This is a genomic window from Arenicella chitinivorans, assembly GCF_014651515.1.
Classification (GTDB): domain Bacteria; phylum Pseudomonadota; class Gammaproteobacteria; order Arenicellales; family Arenicellaceae; genus Arenicella; species Arenicella chitinivorans.
On sequence record NZ_BMXA01000001.1, the window covers coordinates 299,792 to 318,553 of the forward strand.

General features: G+C 51.0%; 14 protein-coding genes and 1 tRNA gene. 9 read left to right on the forward strand and 6 right to left on the reverse strand.

Annotation, left to right across the window (positions count from 1 at the left end; genetic code table 11):
- Positions 1-49: 49 nt before the first annotated feature.
- The 5 genes from IE055_RS01380 to IE055_RS01395 all read left to right on the forward strand — a co-directional run bounded on the left by IE055_RS01380 (position 50) and on the right by IE055_RS01395 (position 3,716).
- Positions 50-454 (forward strand): glycoside hydrolase family 88 protein, encoded by a 405-nt coding sequence (locus tag IE055_RS01380; protein ID WP_189398216.1) that lies wholly within the window; start codon positions 50-52, stop codon positions 452-454.
- The gene (locus tag IE055_RS18020; protein WP_373299144.1) at positions 387-599 is read left to right on the forward strand and encodes a glycoside hydrolase family 88 protein; all 213 of its coding nucleotides are present in this window, start codon (positions 387-389) and stop codon (positions 597-599) included. Before IE055_RS01380 ends, IE055_RS18020 begins: the two co-directional genes overlap by 68 nt.
- 368 nt (positions 600-967) lie before the next feature.
- Positions 968-1,044, forward strand: a tRNA-Met gene (locus IE055_RS01385).
- A gap of 124 nt (positions 1,045-1,168) precedes the next feature.
- Entirely contained in the window at positions 1,169-2,797 is a 1,629-nt protein-coding gene (locus tag IE055_RS01390) for a Na/Pi cotransporter family protein (protein ID WP_189398217.1), read from the forward strand.
- Between the two features lie 82 nt (positions 2,798-2,879).
- A complete protein-coding gene (locus IE055_RS01395) occupies positions 2,880-3,716 on the forward strand; it encodes a cation diffusion facilitator family transporter (RefSeq protein ID WP_189398218.1) in 837 nt (278 codons plus the stop codon).
- Positions 3,717-3,725: 9 nt separating this feature from the next.
- On the opposite strand, the gene IE055_RS01400 is transcribed toward IE055_RS01395, so the two are convergent.
- Entirely contained in the window at positions 3,726-4,433 is a 708-nt protein-coding gene (locus IE055_RS01400; RefSeq protein ID WP_189398219.1) for a DUF4386 domain-containing protein, read from the reverse strand.
- Between the two features lie 348 nt (positions 4,434-4,781).
- The gene (locus IE055_RS01405) at positions 4,782-5,444 is read right to left on the reverse strand and encodes a Fe2+-dependent dioxygenase (protein WP_189398220.1); all 663 of its coding nucleotides are present in this window, start codon (positions 5,442-5,444) and stop codon (positions 4,782-4,784) included.
- A gap of 86 nt (positions 5,445-5,530) precedes the next feature.
- On the opposite strand from IE055_RS01405, the gene IE055_RS01410 reads away from it, so the two are divergent.
- Positions 5,531-6,370 (forward strand): 4-helix bundle domain-containing protein, encoded by an 840-nt coding sequence (locus IE055_RS01410; RefSeq protein WP_189398221.1) that lies wholly within the window; start codon positions 5,531-5,533, stop codon positions 6,368-6,370.
- Between the two features lie 59 nt (positions 6,371-6,429).
- On the opposite strand, the gene IE055_RS01415 is transcribed toward IE055_RS01410, so the two are convergent.
- The 4 genes from IE055_RS01415 to IE055_RS01430 all read right to left on the reverse strand — a co-directional run bounded on the left by IE055_RS01415 (position 6,430) and on the right by IE055_RS01430 (position 11,895).
- Positions 6,430-7,587, reverse strand: a complete 1,158-nt coding sequence (locus tag IE055_RS01415; RefSeq protein WP_189398222.1) for a helix-turn-helix domain-containing protein — start codon at positions 7,585-7,587, stop codon at positions 6,430-6,432.
- A gap of 89 nt (positions 7,588-7,676) precedes the next feature.
- On the reverse strand, positions 7,677-8,186 hold the full coding sequence (locus IE055_RS01420) for a gluconokinase (RefSeq protein ID WP_189398223.1): 510 nt from the start codon (positions 8,184-8,186) through the stop codon (positions 7,677-7,679).
- Complete coding sequence (locus IE055_RS01425; RefSeq protein ID WP_189398224.1) at positions 8,186-10,537, reverse strand: GH36-type glycosyl hydrolase domain-containing protein; 2,352 nt, start codon at positions 10,535-10,537, stop codon at positions 8,186-8,188. The genes IE055_RS01420 and IE055_RS01425 overlap by 1 nt, the downstream gene beginning before the upstream one ends.
- 2 nt (positions 10,538-10,539) lie before the next feature.
- Positions 10,540-11,895: an MFS transporter gene (locus tag IE055_RS01430; RefSeq protein WP_229794068.1), complete on the reverse strand. Its 1,356-nt coding sequence runs from the start codon at positions 11,893-11,895 to the stop codon at positions 10,540-10,542.
- A gap of 277 nt (positions 11,896-12,172) precedes the next feature.
- Between IE055_RS01430 and IE055_RS01435 the strand changes: the two genes are divergently transcribed.
- The 3 genes from IE055_RS01435 (at position 12,173) to IE055_RS01445 (ending at position 18,705) form a co-directional block, all read left to right on the forward strand.
- A complete protein-coding gene (locus tag IE055_RS01435; protein ID WP_189398226.1) occupies positions 12,173-14,797 on the forward strand; it encodes a TonB-dependent receptor in 2,625 nt (874 codons plus the stop codon).
- A 163-nt stretch (positions 14,798-14,960) separates the two neighbouring features.
- Positions 14,961-17,576, forward strand: coding sequence for a glycoside hydrolase family 3 protein (locus IE055_RS01440; protein ID WP_189398227.1), 2,616 nt, complete (start codon positions 14,961-14,963; stop codon positions 17,574-17,576).
- 208 nt (positions 17,577-17,784) lie between these two features.
- Positions 17,785-18,705 (forward strand): AraC family transcriptional regulator, encoded by a 921-nt coding sequence (locus tag IE055_RS01445; RefSeq protein WP_189398228.1) that lies wholly within the window; start codon positions 17,785-17,787, stop codon positions 18,703-18,705.
- The last annotated feature ends 57 nt before the right edge of the window (positions 18,706-18,762 follow it).

Below are 18,762 nucleotides of genomic sequence, written 5' to 3' on the forward strand. Positions count from 1 at the left end.
ATGGATCATTTAATGTTGCAGTTAACATGGCAACCTAGAACGCACAGTGGTGGCTTCTAGCATAAACGTAAATACCCGTGGCAAATCTGGCTTGATGGGCTGTATATGGCGCAGCACGTTCTACGTGCGTTACACCTCCGAATTTGAGTCGGCCTCTGCCGTGTATGAGGACAGCGTGCAGCAGTTTGTGCGCATCGAGATGGAGACGCGTGACCCGGAGACAGGTCTGCTTTACCACGCCTGGGACGAAAGCAAACTCCAGCCTTGGGCTGACCCGAAGACTGGTCGAGCACCTGGGTTTTGGTCACGCGCCATGGGCTGGATCGATGTTGGACTCGGTTTATTTGCCGATCGCCGAGCGTGGGTATCAAGGTTTGCTGGACGAGTTGATTTCGGTGGAGGATGGTGTTGTGCACCTAAACAACGTCTGTCGCTCCGCTGGATTGGGTGGTGAACCTTATCGCAGTGGTAGCTACGAGTATTATGTGACAACGGACCGCGTGCGCGATGATGCGCATGGAATCGGTGCCTTTTTGCTGGCCGCGAGTGAAATGCTCAATACTGAGCAGAGTAGAGACTCTTCGCTTCGCTCAGAATGAGCTTGGTGTATTTGTAACCCAACTCAAACACTGTCTTTACGAGCGCAGCGTGGCAGTCTGGTGAATGGAGATTCTTCGCTATGCTCAGAATGGACGTTGGTGGTTTTATGATCCAAATCAAACACCGTCATCGCGAGTGACGCGTGGCAATCTCCGTCAGAGGTGTGCATCAAAATGCGAGTAGTGAGAGGCACGTTGAAAAGCAAAAAATCCCCAATTCAAGAAAATCCGCGGAAATACTAAAAAAGTGCAAAGCAGGCTTGACTACATGACGGCGCAAGTGTATTTTCTCGCCTCTCAATTCAAGTCCGCAACGGACACTATTGTCGGTTAACGATACCTTTCGTTTCCGCCAATAAGGAAAAATTGGCTATGTAGCTCAGCTGGTTAGAGCACAGCATTCATAATGCTGGGGTCGGTGGTTCAAGTCCACCCATAGCCACCATTTCTCATATCGGTTTTTGCTGATTTTCTCTTCCTAATTAATACCGGTTTTCGCGCCCGAATTCCCTCGACAGTAATCAAGCTCTATACTCAGGGCATACCTAGGTGAGTGCCGGAGGCTTCGAGTGACATTGCTGTTATTTGTGTTTGGTTTAGCGATCTTTCTATTCGCCATGCGGAATTTGGAGCGCGGTATTCGCTTGTCGGGTGGCGAGGGTTTGAAGCGCTGGATTGTGAATCGGACGAACACGGCCTTGAGTGCTGCTGGCGTTGGGGTTGCCGTTACCGCGATTATGCAAAGTAGCTCGATGGTGTCGCTGGTCGTGTTGGCTTTTGTGAGTGCTGAAATTCTACCCTTGTTCAACGGTATTGGTGTGGTGTTGGGCGCAAATGTCGGCACCACGGTCACGGGCTGGGTGGTGACGATTGTGGGTTTCAAAATGGACTTGCAAGCCATGGTGGTGCCCATGTTGGGTATCGGCGCTGCGTTAAGCCTTGATTATTTTAAAAATGACAAAGTGAAAGGTTTGGGCACCGCTTTGTTCGCTTTTGGATTGTTGATATTTGGACTCGATATCATGAAGAACAGTGTTGCTGGTGTGTCTGAGATGTTCGACATTGCCGAATGGCGAGACCTGCCCGCATGGGTGTATCTGTTGATCGGTGTACTCCTAGCTGCTGTGATGCAGTCCAGTTCTGCGGTGATGATAATCGCTTTGTCGATGCTGAATTCCGACATTGTGCAACTTACCGACGCTGCGGCTGTGATCATTGGAGCGGATCTAGGCACCACGAGCACCACCATCCTCGGTAGCCTGGGGCAGTCCGTTGTTAAGAAACAGTTAGCGCTTGCCCACGTGTTTTTTAATTTGATAGTCAACTCGCTGGCGTTCATCTTTCTGTTGCCCGCATTGCCAGAGTTGTTGCGTTTCTTGAGTGTTACCGACCCAATGTTTGGTCTGGTTACGTTTCACAGCACATTTAATGTTCTAGGCTTGCTGGTGTTTCTGCCGATACTTAAATTTTATGCACGCTGGATTCAGCGTGTGTTGCCGACCGAAAAAGATTTGCGTGCACAGTTTTTCAGTGTGCCAATCGAAGTGCCAGACGCGGCGATCGACAGTCTGGAGTCCGCACTGACTCAGCTTAAGAGCGACGCAATCCGCTTAAATCTGAAGACGCTCGATCTGCCGCTTAAAGGTTTGGATGAGCGGCATCAGCTAAAGCCGAGCAGTCTGGTTGGTTCGTTTGACGAGTGCTATGAAAGCCTCAAGCTATTTGAAGGTGATCTGATTCGCTACGCACGCAAGGTGCAACAAGCGAAACTGAGTAGCGAGCAAGGTGATAAAGCGGTCGCGATTTCAGAAACAGCACGCGCGCTGGTGTATGCCTCTAAAACACTCAAAGACGTTCGTCATGATTTTGCGCAATTAAATACGTTGGCAGAAACCCCGCTCGGCGAGGCTTTGGGCACAGCGCACCGGCAGTACTTGAGAGATTTTTACGTTGACTTGATCCCACTATTATTTTCAGCGCATGATGCGCCGTATGTGACGGAGTCGATGGGTCGCTTGGCGGAACAAAACGCTCGCCATCAGCAGGTGGCGGACGACATTGTGGCGCAGCAACTGCAAGACGAAGGTCGAGAGAGTATGCCGCTTTCGACCCTGTTTAATTTGAATCACGAGCTTCACCACTATGCTCGCTATATGTTGAGCTCGATTGGCACCTACGCCGGCACAACGAGCAAATGACAAGGCGTATGTTGATCTGGATCACGGTCTACGACGTGTCGCTATGTTCTAATGTATTAATTGAATCCGACCTGCGAACGGCATGAAGGTAAAAACTGTCCTGATCATCGAAGCGCTGACCGACATCGTCTTAATGATGATTAAGTTGACGGTGGGCATGATTACCAATTCGAGTGCCATTATTAGCGACGCACTACACTCTCTGACTGACTTGGCAAACAACGGCATTGCATTGATTGCTATTCGTTTATCTGAACAGCCCAGTGACGCCGACCATCATTATGGTCACCGTAAATTTGAGCATTTGGCGGTATTCAGTTTGGCGGTATTGCTCAGTGTGGTGGCTTTAGAGTTGGTGTCGAATGCAATTCGGAATTATGGCGAACATGTCGCGCAGAGTGGGATTGGTATGGTGGTCCTGTTAGTTGCGTTAGGGTGTAACGTCGCATTAACTGCCTGGGAACATTATTGGGCGAGTCGGTTGGATTCTGATCTGCTTCAGGCCGATGCCAAACACACGTTGAGTGACGTGCTTACAACGGTTGCTGTGATCGGAGGCTGGCAATTTGCAGCACTTGGTTACTATTGGGTGGATACCCTGATGGCCATCGTCGTGGCGGTCGTTATTTTAGTTCTCGCTTTTCGCTTATTGCTGCGCGCCGTTCCAATTCTGGTTGATGCTTCACAGCATCCTCCAGCTGAGTTGGCGGCGGAGATCGAAAAAGTCGGTCAGGTCGAACGCGTGCGTCAAGTGCGCGCCAGAAATACGAAAGATGGTAATTATGCCGACGTGATTATCACGGTCGACCCAACTATGCCGACCGTGAATGCGCATCACGTTACCGAACAAATCGAAGCGTTATTGAAGCGTCAATTCGATATTCATGACGTTGTTGTCCACGTCGAGCCAAGCGAGTAAGCGCCCCCTTCATTTATTCAGGGTATTAACTCCTCGAACTCCTAGCACTAGACCAAGGGCCACGACAGCCACCAAATTGCAGGCCATAAATGCCCCCGTGACGGTAGCGTGACCTAATACTGGCAGAAAATCTCGGCCGATCAATGCCAGCACCACAAACAAAGATGCAAAGACGCCCCACGCTGCGAGCAGCTTTGGTATCAGTCTTGAACGCAAAAATAGCCAGAACACACCGGCTTTCGAAATGCTACCAAGAACCAGACCCAAGTGGAAAGAGGTGTAGTCTGAGGTCACTTGCAGGCTGATCAGAAGTGACCGTTGATTGCCGCTAGCGATCGAATCAAACGCAGAATTACCGGCAATCAGCGCTGAATTTAATGCGTAAACTGCCCCCAGCAGGGCAATCACTCCGGTAATGATGGCGAGAACTAAACTCCATGATGCAAGCACTAGGCCGTGATCACGCAAGAGTAGAAAAAAACCGATTGCGATAAACATCTCCAGCAGAATTTGTAGCACGGAGAGATAGGCTGCAGCGTGTAGCCTAAGTTCTGCCGTTAGCATGTTTTCGGCCGTCCCAGCAATATCAGCGCTGAGGTTTACATCTATACCTGGCGTGATAAAGAGTGCGCTTGCTATTCCTAATACGATCAACAATATCAGCGACCATCCTATCTGGTGGCTGAGTTGCTGTGAGTTGAAAGCTTGATGTGTCATTCAAAATCTCCTGATTTTTAATCATCAGTGCTAAGTGGAACACCTGAATAACTATCAAAATCAGGTGACTTGACCGTCAAGATGAGCGAATCATCTTGATATTGGATGCAATACTGATGCGTTTGGATTCAACTTTTTTGTTGTTTAGTAATCAATAATACGATTCCGAACGAGTTGGCGCCAAATCAATGCGACTTGCCGTTGTTGATCTGCTTGACGCGAGTATGAGCGGTCAACCTCCCAGGGGATACTCGCAGCACGAGGTCTTGCCGGTTCGCATGCTATCCAAACCCACTGACAAAATTTCAATCGTTGCCGAATCCGACTCGCACCACTCCGAAGCATAAATCAGTCGCACCAGAGCCGTTCCAAATTGCTTTTAACTTTTAGTATGTTCAGACGAGCGGCGGTATTCTGCTCGTTTCTTGGAAGCAATTCCAGCGCCTGACTAAGATCAAACAAGGTCTGACGGTGGGCGGCAAGTCGGATTTTGCTTTGAATCCATCCAATCGCGGCGAATCGCTCTCCGGCCGTGACGGGGGTTACGCGGTGAATAGTGTCTGCGGAATACACATAAGCACTCCCCGCTGGTAGTTTGATTTGCTCGATGCCGTCCGATTTGTGAATTTCGAGTTCGCCTCCGGAATAGGTATCGGGGTCAGATAAAAACAAAGTAAATGCGATGTCGGTGCGCGTATTGTCTATACAGGCCTCATCAATATGAGCACCGTATTCCATGCCCGGTTGGTACCGACTGATAATGATCTTGGCGAATCGCTGGGGGTAGACAGCGCGTTTTAGCAAGGGGTGCGACGCCAGTGCAGTTTCAATTTTCTGTTTCACACCTAGAATGGCAGCCGCTTCGGGGTCGGCTTGCAGGTTCTGTTTAACCTGGCGAGCGGACTTACCCGCTGTGAGCTTGCCATCTTGGTATAGGCTTGAGTCAGCCACAGCGTCTTGAATTGCTAGAAGAGAATGATTATCAATTGCGTTTTCAATTAAAAAGGCCATACTAAGCGGGGTTCTGATTGTGATTAAAAACAATAGACACCAATCTTAGCAATAATCCAATTCCCCCACGAGGTTGTACTGAAACTATGATTAAACGAACTAAACTCTGGATGAGTATCAACAAGATTACGCTGGTGAGTGTCGCGAGTGTTGGGATCGCGGGCTGTGACTCAAACAGTGATACGGCTACTGACATAGAGCAGCAAGCCAAGGTGGCCTTGGAGCAAACAGCTTCCGTGGTGGAAGGTGAGGGCGAAGGCGAAGGTGAGGGAGCTGGGTCCGTTGATCTGGCGACCAACGATCTTGCTTATCTAACTCAGTTGGCATTGATGCGCGGCCATCTGTTTGTTGGCAACGCGCTTTACCAAGCAGGTCATTTTGAGCACGCTAAAATGCATATGAAGCACCCAGAGAGTGAACTGTATGCCGCCGTGGAACCCGCCTTTAAAGCGCGGGGTGTTAGAGGCTTTGCTGCGCAGTTAACCACCTTATCGACGGCGGTGGAACAGGAGCAAGGCGATGCCGTGGTGTCTGCAGCCTACGCGGCTGTGGTTGAAGCAATTACTGCGAATGAAAAGGCGGTCAATGTGGCGAGTATCTCAGTGGCACAACAATTGAAACTGGTGGCAGAAATCATGCGTGTCGCGGGTGAGGAGTATGCCATTGCAGTGGTCGACGGGAAGATGGAAAACGCACATGAGTATCAGGATGCTCTCGGTTTCACCACTGTCAGCAAGCGGATAGTGAGTGATATTTCTGTCGCCAATGGCGGCGAGCGTGACGCCAAAGAAGCCGCGCTGGCGCACCTGGACGCACTGGAAGCGCATTGGCCATCAATGATTCCGCCCGACTCCTTGGCAACCGAGGCAAGTGCGCTGTACGTCGCGGCAGCCAAGATCGAACTCTTAGCCTTTGGTGTGAAGTAAGCGTCTCAGGCTATGCTGAACCGGGGTGAGCGTAGCCTGAATCGAGCCTGTGTTCGGTACTAACTATCCAGGCTCTGCTTACGATATTGACTCGGGGTAACGCCGACGAGTTTTTTGAAAAATGTGTTAAAGGTGGCTTTGCTGTTAAAACCACTTTTTGACATTACCTCGATCATCGTCAATTGGGCAAGATCTGGGTCTTGCAGCAGGCGCTTCGACTCTTCGATCCGGTAGCGATTGATGAATTCGAAGAAGTTTTGTTTAAAGTGACGGTTGATGATATTCGATAAAGTTCGCGTTGGGAGCTCCAGTTGTCGGGCGAGCTGCTCCAGAGTCAGGATATGTTGGAGGAATGGCTTTTGGTTCGCCATGTGGGCTTCAATGCGTGCAACTTCGTCGCACTCAAACTCCACGTGTTCGGAGTTGCTTTCCTCCACCGTAATCACGCCTTCAAACAAGCGTGAACGGCTGAGACTAAAAAAGATCAATGCCGTAACCAGCCCCAGGGTGGCGTAGTTGCCTGTTAAGCCCATTAAACTGAAGTCGATGGGAATGCCGCCGTGGACATTTAGAATAATTGCGGCGGCTACAAACACGGCCCAGCAACGAATGATGGTGAACCCAATCACCAACAGGTTTAACCAGCCCAGATCGATATTTTCCAGGCTGGAATAACGATGCCGAATTTGTTTTCGAAACTGGTGGATTTCGATCAGACACAAAATGCTGAAAAATACACGCAGGCACTCTCGGATAAACCCTTCGGCATGGCGCAGAAAGTTGGCTTGTTCTGTGTGGTAGTTGCGTAAAAACTCAACTTTTATCTGGAATGGCAGCGTGTAAAACTCAAACCAGATCCAGATTAAATAGACTGCCGCTGGCAGTAAAAACAACAGATCGATGCGTGTGAGTTGGTAATTTTTGTATACCAGCGCACGTGTATACCAAAGCAATAATGGCCCCTCGAGCCAGTACGCAATTTCAAACACGCGGTAGAGATCAGGCGAGATATTCAGCGCGATATAGCGGAATTCGGTGCCGTAATTCACCAAAATGTGCAGTGGGATGGCTGCCTGAGTCAGTAAAAAACCGACCAGGAAATAGTCCGCCATTCGTCGCTGGTGTCGCACCACAAACAACAGCATAGCGAATAACGCGCACTGATAAATCGTAACGAGCAGCACAATATCGTGCGTGTTAAAAATTAACCGTTCCAATCCAACCGCCCTCTTTTCTTCTTTTTACGGCAGTATAGCCAATCCAAGCGTGTAGTAGTAATCGTATTCTTGCAAATAGTCGCTCTGAATTAAGCGTGCTGTAATGCTTTTTGTACTAAGGTGACCAATGTTGAGGTGGGGCGTTGGGCGTCAAGTGTTAGCACGTCTGGTTCGTCGGCTGAGATATCCAAAGTTGCAAGTTGACTGGTTAGCAAAGAGGTGGGCATAAAATGATTTTGTCGTTCGGCCAATCGACTTTCCAAGACTTCGGGAGACGCCGATAGGTGCACAAACTGAATCTGAAAGTGTAGAGCACGAAAACGATCGCGGTGCGCCCGAACCAACCCGGAATAGGCGAGTACGCAGTTTTGTTGTGCAGCACACCGTAACTCGAGCTCAGTTAATAACGCCTTGATCCAAGGCTCGCGCATAGTATTGGTTAAGGGTTTGCCACTGGCCATCCACGCTTTATTCTCCGCGCAATGGAAATCATCAGCTTCGATAAACAGCCAGCGCAACTGTGACGCCAATGCGCGCCCCAAGGTGGATTTTCCAGTCCCGCTCACACCCATGCAAATGACTAAATTCGGCTTGTCCATTAGGGCTGAGTAGTCGCTGGCAATTGGATCTGTACAGAATACTGCTTACCAACAGTTAACTGTGACAGCTCGTTCTGTGGTAACCGTACACCGTCCACATAGGTCTGCTGACATGTTGCCGACGATGTTCGTTCAATGGTGATGTCCAATTGTACCCCGGCAATGTGTTTACATGCCTGCATGTGACGTAAGGTGCTGGGTGGCTGTGGCGCGAACCGTACTCCGTTAGCGGTAACGAGTATCCCTAGCAAGCCCTCAACCAAACTCCGGTAGAGCCAATGCACGGTTCCGGTGTTAAACAGTAAGCTCGAGCGGCCAGCGGTGCGCGGAAACTGCCGACTCGCCCCTCGGTAGTAATTCGGGATGAAATTCGGTAGCTGTCCGCGTTGAGTGAGGTCCGGTTCGTCCAAACTGGGTATCATTTTACGTATGAGGCGATACGCGTGATCGGCTTCGCCAATGGTATACAGGGCATAAATATAAAACGCCGCTGCGTGGTTATAAACCGAGCCATTCTCGGCTGTTCCAGGAAACTTTTGCGTCACGCGACCGATGTCTTCATGCATCTGAGTGAACGCCGGGGTAACCAGTTCAACACCATAGGGCGTTTCTAAATGATGTGTCACGGCGGCCAACATGCTCGTTTGCTGTTCTTCATTCACACACTGGCTTAACAAGGCCCAAGTTTGCGGGTTAAGAAAAATAGCGCCTTCCTCGTCACCATCAATCCCAAATAGTCGCCCCGCATCTGTGATGCCTCGCCCGAACCAGTCACCGTGCCAAAAATGGGTATTCGCGGCGGTGGTCATGTCATCAATCGCTTGTTGCCAGAATGCTCGTTGATTTGTGCGTCCCAGCCGGGCACAAATTTGTAACCAGGTTTGTAGCGCGTAAATTGTTGCGAAAGTGAGCCAAGCAGAGACCCCCTTACCTTGATAGCCGACCATGTTCATCGGATCACACCAATCCCCTTGGCCAATTAAACTTAACTGTCGATGATCGCGCGCTGCCAACAAATGACTCAGCGCGCGCTCACAATGGGTAAATACGCTGGCGGTTTCTGAACTGTCCGCGAACGGTAAGTTTAGATCGAAGACGTCGGTGTCATTGCTGCATTGTAAGTAAGCCTGCAGGGCGATGGGCAGCCAGACCGCATGGTCAGTATGCGGCACTTGGTTAATGTATTTAAGTGATGCATTGGCGTGCAGCAAAACGCCATCCGGCAGAGCCCCGTCCGCGTATTGTTGTCCCAGAGTGGTGAGCAGCATCTGGCGCGCTTTAGCGGGAGCCAGGTAACAAAGCCCCATCGCGTCTTGAAGGTAGTTTCGCGTTTGGGGATCGGTCGTCAGGCGGTTCAAGTCGCCGTGGTAGGCAATTTGTCGTGGTAACCAGAAATTCACAAATGCATCTAATTGCGGGTCGTTCGACTGCATTTGTAGAGTCTGGTCAGCGTACCAGTTCGGTTTCGCCAATTTTGGTGTTTGCCTAAAAACCGTTGCACGAATCGCTTCGATTTCGGCGCGATTGTTGGCGGGCCCAAACGCGAAGCGAAATGTTTTCTCGCCTCCGGGAGTCAAGCTAAGCTGGTAGTGTAGTGCGGCAGTCGGAAGTTCGTAATGAGCACTGCTTTGTGACAGTTGCGGTTGCATCACGCCCTGGGGGGCACGTAAACCGCCGTTGCCTTCAAATGCCTGTTGTCTTGCGTCCCAACTGATTGGCGGTTGATCAGCTAGCAAAAAACTGAGGTCTTTAAACTCTTTTTGTTTGAAATAATCAGCGGTCTTTTGGTACGGCGTCACGCTACGGCAGATAATACCGTTCAGGTCGGAATCAAAATCCGCAGATTGATTCATCCAGGATCGATAACCAAATGGAAAGTACGGGTAGATATCGATCTGCTTTGCAGTGTCCAAGGCGCTGATGGTGAGGGTCCAGACCTCTACTGCTAACTCGGCGTGCAAAGATACCTGCCAAGATAACCGCAACCCTCGATGCGTGATATGCCAATAGATTGCATCATTGGCGCACTGAAATTCAAAGTGTTCAAAGGTCTGTTTGCTCGGCGCAAACGGCAGCGAGAAGAGCCCACCGTCCCGAGCGTCTTTCACGTACACGAAGCGACCAGGGCTGTGCTCGAAAATCGGCTGCTCTGGTTGCATAAATGTGGTGGCTTCAAGGCTCGGACCACTGGCGTATTTAGCCGGTTCGGGTTGTAAGAACTGCGCATTGGCGTAGCCTTGGCAATTCACTTGCAGCAAAGTATGGGCGTTCCATAGGTAACTGCCAGCGGTGGGGACAGCCTGTGGGTCGAACAAGCTGACGGTCTTGTCTTTCTGGTGAGCTAAGCGCATGGTTAACGTGTCTCGAGATCAAGCTGTATTTGCCGCAAACGCTTACCGGTCAGTGTGTAACGTGTGACCAGCACTGCCGCTATAAGGGCAAATACGCCGGGGATGACGGTTTGTAATAGATTGATGCCCACCAGTGACGACCCGGCTTGCGCTTGGTTCGCCTGATATCCGAGTAGTGCAAGCAGCCATAGCATGATCGCAGATCCGAACGCGCCACCCAGTTTTTGTGAAAATGTGGCGGCGGCAAACGTCATGGCTGTCGCACGGCGTCCCGTTTTCCATTCCGTATAATCGGCGGTGTCGGCGTACATCGACCAAGTCAGTGGCGATTTGGGTCCTAAACACAAACTGATCAGGCAATTGAGAGTAAAAATAAGCGGAATGCCATCTTTGGGTACAAAGTACAGACAAATAGAGAACGTGGCAGTCAAAGCCATCAGTAACATGAGCAGCTTGGCTTTGTCGATAAAGCGCGTCATCAACGGTGTGCATGCTGCGCCAACGGCGTAGAAAATCATCTGCCAGAAAAGGTACGACGACAAGAGCTCTGGCTTTACGAGATAGTAGTTAAAATAGTAATACGAAGAGCCCGCACGCATGGTAATGGTCAGCATGATAATCAGTGCCAACGCGAACAGAATCAACCAAGGTTTGTTGTCGAGCAGGTCTTTTAAATCCCCGACGGCATGGCTTTGTTGTGTTATCGGTGGCGCGATGCGTTCTCTCGTGCTGAGAAAGGTCAGAAGAAAGACCAGCGTCGCCAGTATGCCGTAGAGGCCAATCGTCAACTGCCAGCCACGAGCGGGGTCACCCTGACCGAACTGTTCAACTAACGGTAAGGTATAGCGATTAACGAGCGCACCGCAACCAAAGGCAAAAATAAAGCGGATGCTGATTAGCGAGGTGCGATCCTGGCTACGTGATGTCATGACGCCCGACAGCGCAGAATAAGGTGTGGAGACAATCGTGTAACAGATCATCATCACCGAATAGGTCACGTAAGCCCAGACCAGTCGGCCCAGAGCACCGAGTTCGGGCGTGGTAAACGTCATTAACGCGGCCAGTGCCAGTGGCGCGCCGCCCCATATCAGGAAAGGGCGAAACTTACCCCAACGCGTGCGGGTACGATCTGCTACGGCACCCATGACCGGGTCCGTGAAAGCGTCAAAGATCTTGGTCACCAATAACATGGTCCCGGCAGCCGCAGCGCTGATGCCGAAGACGTCAGTGTAAAACGCTGCGATAAACGACGCAATGGTGGTCCAGTATAGATTAAATCCAGCGTCGCCTAGCCCGTAGCCGAGCTTCTCCTTGGTGCTCAAAGGTGTGCTTCGAGTCGTAGTGGTGGTTGTATTCACGAGACTGAGTCCCTGTATCATTATTATGTTGCGGGGATTATGGTCGAAGCCGCACTGGTGATAAGTTCAACTTTCGGAGTAGGCCGGAATTTGAACGCAATGCTAGACAAACTGAAGCGCTGAGCGGCCTGGTTGTATTGGTTCAACTTTCGGTTTACCGAAAGTTGAACGTTCAATTTCAGGTCCGAACCGAATGTTTGTCGACCGCCTAAAGTGAAATACACTAACGTAGACCTGCTTGGATACCAAGCCAATCCATTAATGGGAGGAGATAATAATGAAAAATACAACAACGAGGCCACTGGCCAGGGGCGTCACTCGACTGTCCCGAATTGCACTTAGTTTAGGGTTTGCGAGTCTGACGCTGTTGAGTTCGGCGGCTTTGCAGGCGCAGGAAGACGATAATGCCGAAGTGAATCCCTATGATATTGAAGAAATCATAGTGACCGCGAATCGTCGAGAGCAAAGCATTCAAGATGTATCGGGCGTGGTCCAAAGCTTATCCGCCGATGAGATTCGTAGCGCCGGCATTACCGAGTTTCGTCAGTTGCAGCTCGCTGTACCCGGTTTAAGCATCGCCAATCAGGAAGGGAATGTTGAGTTGTTTATCCGTGGCGTAGGTTCTGCGAACAATACTGAGTTGGGTGACCCAGGTGCGGCACCGCACTTAAATGGCGTCTACATTCCGCGTCCGCGTGGATTAGGCGGCATGTTCTACGACTTGGAGCGTGTTGAGGTTAATAAAGGCCCGCAGGGAACCCTATACGGACGTAATGCACTGGCTGGCACACTGAATATCATTACCAAAAAGCCGACTTTTGATGAAAAAGACGGTTATTTTCAGGCAGAGGTTGCCAGTCGTGGCGGCTATGGGGCGGAAGGTGCCACCAACGTTTCGTTGTCGGACAGCAGCGCACTGCGTATCGCTGGTTATTATCAAGAGCGTGACTATGGGTTCAATAATGCCGGCACGCAGTCTTTGGACCCAGCGGGTCTACAGGAAGATAAAGGAATTCGTCTGACTTACCTAAATGAGCTGAGCGATACGGCTAGCTTGTCAATCGTCGCGGATTACGCCGAGGAAGCGGGTACCGGGTACCCGGGCACAAACATTAACGCCGCGGTGCGAGATACGGGGCTGCGCCCGTCTGATCTGAATCTGCGTGATGTGCGTTACCGCGGATTGCAGGGTGAAATGGAAAATGAAATCGCTGGCATCCAGGCTGTGTTCAAGAAGTCATTCGACAGCGTTGACCTCGAAGTTAACACGTCGTTTCGTACCGTCGATTTCTATCAACGAAATGCGGCGTCGGACGGTATTGCTTATGACGGTGTTGGAGCACTGGATGAGGATAACTTCAGTGGCCAATTCTGGGCCTCGACATCAGAAGCCCTGGTTGCAGAGTTGCGCTTAAGCTCCAATACGGATGGTCGTCTCCAATGGTCTACCGGTGTTTTCGGTTTCTCTGAAGACCAAGAAGTGGGTTTCTTCTCTCTGGCAGATAAAGGCTACTGTTGTTACTCGGGAACCGAGTTCACGATGCCGGACGTGGATGGCGATGCGTTCGCAATTTACGGCGACATGACGTTTGATTTTTCAGATCGCTTCCGCGGGATGGCTGGGTTGCGTTATACCGACGAATCAAAATCACGTTATGGCATTGGCGGTAACTGGGCGCTGACACTGGGTGGTCGAGATTTCGCCTGTTGTGTGGCGACGCGCTTGGGTACCGAAGGATTTGTTCCGGCACTGCTGGATCGACCTAATTTCGATGTGTCTGGCCTTGATACACCACAGGCGCAAGCGCAATTTCTGCTTGAAGGTATTGTCACGCCGGGTGCGCGGGATACGCTCATTCAACAAATATCTGCGGTCGCAAATGGTGGTCCCAACGGGGAGTGTTTTGTACGTCCAGATATCGACAATGGGTTTGTGACGTGTCCGGATGATGGCTTTTTTACCTACACCAATCTGACAATTCCAGCGCAGCAGCAGGGTGAATCTGAAGCAGATTATACTGACTTCCGACTGGGTTTTGAGTACGACGTCTCCGATTCGCATATGGTGTATGCCAAAGTGTCGTCTGGCCACAAAGCGGGTGGATTCAATGACAGCTTTCAAGGCTTCCTGCCAGAAGTGTTTGAGCCAGAAGATATTGTGGTTTACGAAGTTGGGTCGCGCCTCGACTATGAGGCATTTGGTGGCCCCGCAGTATTCAATGCGACCGCATTCTACTACGACTACTCTAATCAGGTATTCCAGGATTTAACCTGCATCAACTTTGATGTGCGGGAAGAAGAGTGTAATGGCTTTGCCTTGGTGAATCGAAATGTCGGTGCTTCAGAGTTGTATGGGCTAGAGATTGAAAGCCGATTCAATTTTGAGAACAACGTGTCCCTCGACGTTTTCGCAACATTTTTGGACAGTGAGGTCACTGAAGGCGTGGTGGCTGACGTGCGTGAGCAAGATTTTGGCAATGGTGGTATCACGCCGCTGATTGACTTGACGGGTAACAAGCTGCCGTTGCAATCTGATTTCTCGGCCACAGTACGTCTGGCACAGGTTGTGGACCTCAGTGGTGGTTCGTTTGATTGGCAGATTCTCGCCAGTTATCGTTCGGACTACTTCCTAAGCCAGTTCAATGAGCGCGATATCGTTCTGCTGAGCGGTGACCGCTTATCGGCGTTGGAAGTTGGACACCCTGAGAAGCAGGACGGCTTCGCAACCATCAATGTGGGTTTTGGTTACACCTTCGCCGATGGTCGTTATCGAATTGAGGCTTATGGTCAAAACATTACCGATGAAGTGGCATCGCAAAAAGCCATTGTTGGCAACACGACCAATGTGCGCTTTCTGAATGATGCACGTACCTATGGACTCAGAGCGATCGCAATTTTCTAAGTCTGGTATCTCCGTCGTTCGTTGCATCATCGAGGTTTTTCCCCTCTCTTTCTCGATGGTGCAGCGAGCGATTTTTTAAACTCTCGACAAGGATCGTTCATTGTTCGGTCCACCATACCCGTAATCCAATCGTATCTAGCGCTGGTTAGGAAGTTAGTGTCTTATGAATCTTAAAACTGTTGTACTTTGCCTTTTGGTGACACTGGGCGTCGTGGTTCTGCTGTTGGGCAAACACAATCAATCGGCTAAAGAAGAAGTAACCGATACTGAAAGTATCACCAATGACAATGGCTTTGATCTACAAACCTGGCCGGCACGTGCAATGAGCCCGCGTAGAGATCCAGTCATTGAAGCTCGGATTGATGCGTTGTTAGCGCAGATGAGTATTGCAGAAAAAGTTGGGCAAATTATTCAGCCGGAGTTGAAATATGTGACACCGGAGGACGTTAAAACCTATCACTTAGGTTCTATTTTGAATGGCGGTGGCACCACACCAAACAATGACAAGTACGCTTCATTGGATGACTGGGTGAACACCGCAGATGCCTTTTATACTGCATCGATGGATGAGTCTGATGGCAACATCGCCATTCCGCTGATCTGGGGGACCGATGCTGTTCACGGCAACAATAATGTTTATGGGGCAACAATTTTTCCACATAACATTGGTCTGGGTGCGGCAAATGACCTACCGTTGATGTATCGTATTGGGCAGGTGACCGCGCGTGAAGTCGCAGCGACCGGCGTGAACTGGACCTTTGGGCCGACGGTGGCGGTAGCACGTGACGTCCGCTGGGGGCGAACGTATGAGTCTTACTCTGAAAATCCGGAACTGGTAAACCAGTATGCGCGCGAGATGGTACGCGGCATTCAAGGTGAGTTTAAAAATTCCATGCGGGTCGGGCCGAACCATATTGTGTCGACCGCAAAGCATTTCCTGGGGGATGGTGGCACCTCGATGGGGGTAGATCGAGGTGATACCGTCGCCAGTGAATGGGAGTTGCGGCAAGTGCATGGTGCTGGTTATATCGCCGCGCTGGATGCCAACGTCTTGACCACCATGGCGTCATTTAATTCCTGGAACGGCGATAAATTACACGGGCATCGCTATCTACTTACTGATGTTCTAAAGGAGCGCATGGGGTTTGAGGGGTTCGTGGTGGGTGATTGGAATGGTCACCAGCAGGTTCCAGGGTGTCATGTATCGCGTTGCCCTGCAGCAATTAATGCCGGGCTCGATATGTTTATGGTGCCAGAACACTGGAAAGCGTTATACGAAAATACTCTCAAGGACGTAGAACAAGGACACATTTCGCCTGCGCGGTTAGATGATGCGGTACGACGAATTCTGCGTGTTAAGCTGATCGCTGGATTGTTTGATGCGGGTCCGGTGGCGGACCGGCCATTGGTGGGTGACGTCGGATTAATTGGTCACCCGGACCACCGTGCGCTAGCCAGAGAGGCGGTACGTAAGTCGCTGGTGTTGTTAAAGAATAACGGCGGCGTGTTGCCATTGAAGCCAGGGAGTCGGGTTTTAATCGCAGGTGATGCGGCTGACAACATTGCCAAGCAGAGCGGCGGCTGGAGCCTTACTTGGCAGGGTACCGGAAATCAAAACAGCGATTTTCCAGGTGCGACAAGTATCCTTGTGGGTTTGCAGTCGGCTATTGAGCAGGCAGGCGGGCAGAGCCTCTACGCTGCGGATGGCGTTTGGGAGCCAAGTGATTTTGGTGAATCCGGACGCCCGGACGTCGCCGTCGTCGTATTCGGTGAAGAACCCTATGCAGAATGGCACGGCGATCTAATTAATATCGAATACCAGTACGGGGATAAGCGCGATCTGCGCTTACTGCAGGCGCTCCAGGCGCAAGGTATTCCGGTGGTGTCGGTGTTTATTACTGGGCGACCTTTATGGGTGAACAAAGAAGTGAATGCATCAGATGCGTTCGTGGTCGCTTGGTTACCCGGAACTGAAGGTGCAGGCGTCGCTGACGTGTTGGTTGCCGACGCCGCAGGGAACGCACCGTTTGATTTTCAGGGGCGACTCTCATTTAGCTGGCCCAAGTACGTCAATCAGGCGCGCCTGAACTTTGATGAGACTGGATACGATCCATTGTTTCCGCTGGATTATGGATTGAGTTATGCGTCAACAAACCCACCACTCGGCCCGTTGGACGAGCGTAATGCGCGTCAACCAAACAGTGTATTGGATGAACTTTGGGGCTTCGTCTCTCGGGCGAACGCGCCATGGTCGATTGTCGTGCGGGAGCGCGACGAAGCCTTAATCGCCATGCAAGGAAATTCGGTTTCGACCCCAACCGAGATGCTGGTTGTACAGTCCGTCGACAAAGTGGCCCAAGAAGATGCGCGCCGACTTAACTGGTCCGGTGTCGGCAGTGCGACATTTGCGCTTAATGCCCAGGTTCCACAGGATTTGAGTGCGTACCAACGGCATAGCGCAGTCATGACGTTATCGGCGCAATTAAACGCCACGACACAGGCAGATGTGGCGTTTTCGGTGCTGTGTGATGCGCAATCCTGTGCCGATCTACCTGAGGTGGCAGCCGCTGTGACAAATCTAAGCCCAGGTGCATGGCAGAACATCGTGATAGACAGCACATGCCTGGCGCGGAGCGAACAGCGTTTTGCTGGCGTCAGACAACTATTGGCAATTCGCACCGACGGCGAGCTGGATCTGACGTTGGCGGATATCAAGCTCGTGCCTCAAGCGCGTTTGATGGAAGACCCAAGCGCGCTCACGGTACGGTGTGGTGGCTAGCGAATTGCCTTTGTGTGTTGATTTTTACTGATTCAGACTTGATTGATGCGCTCGCTCTGCGCAGACTAGACAGCCAAAGTGAGTGGAGCGCATCAACGTTGAGCTTTTCCATCATGTAAGCGTGCGCTGTTCTCCAATGATTCTGTGAGGGAGGCGAGCACTGCGTACGCGAGACAACTACCAGACTGAACTAAGACACCGGCAACGGATGGAAGCCGCGGTGTCGTATGTGTTGCAGTCGCTGGACGACTCTCTAACCCTGCAGCAGGTGGCGGCACGCTGTTTCTATTCGCCGGTGCATTTTCAGGCTTTATTTGCTGAGTATATGGGCGAGACGTTTTCAGAGTACTTATTGCGCAACCGTTTGTTTCTGGCAGCCAAGCGATTGACTGAAACACACGCGCGGTTACCAGAAATAGCCGTATTGTCTGGCTTTTCAAGCCAAGCGAATTTTTCACGCGCCTTTGGGCAGTGGTTTGATAGGTCTCCGGCCCGATTTCGGCATGACTATTTCGGCTCGCCGGTGCCGGTTATACGTCGACGCGGGCGGGCGCGACGTTCTGACTTAGAGCCAAAACTTGAATGGTTTGATGCCAAAACCTTTATTACTTGCGCCGCTCAAGGCTATATGTCTGCGCGATTTGAGCACACGCTTTGGGAGGCGATGGCAAGACTATGTCACTCAGTGTGTGGTTTGTCGGGCAACATTCAATTTTCCTCAGAACCGATGTATTTAACTGGTGATGTGTTGGATCTTACTCGGCTGGATCAAGGTGTTAAGTTGGCGGCCATTGAGGTGCTCTCAGGCAATGTCCCGAATGTGCCTGGCTGCGCAACCGTCGAATTTACCGGTGGCCACTATGCCACCTTTGTTCATCAGGGTGTGTTACCAGAACAAACATTGAATATTGCGTTATTCGATTGGTTACCCGCCAGTGACTATTGTCTGGATCCTGCACGGCCAGTGGTAATGCGGTCACAACAATTACGCTTGACGGATCTGCTGCCCGCGTTGGAGTCACGAGTATTGCAGGATTCGCAGTGTGTATTGAGTGATGGTCTGGGTTTAAGCGCTCGCCTGCTTGGTGAGTTTGAAGTCACGCTGAGCGTGCCGTTGATGTTGCGTTAATTTGTGGTGGCGTAAGGGGAAGCGCGCGTCCTGCACGCTTCCCTAAAGTTCGTTTGT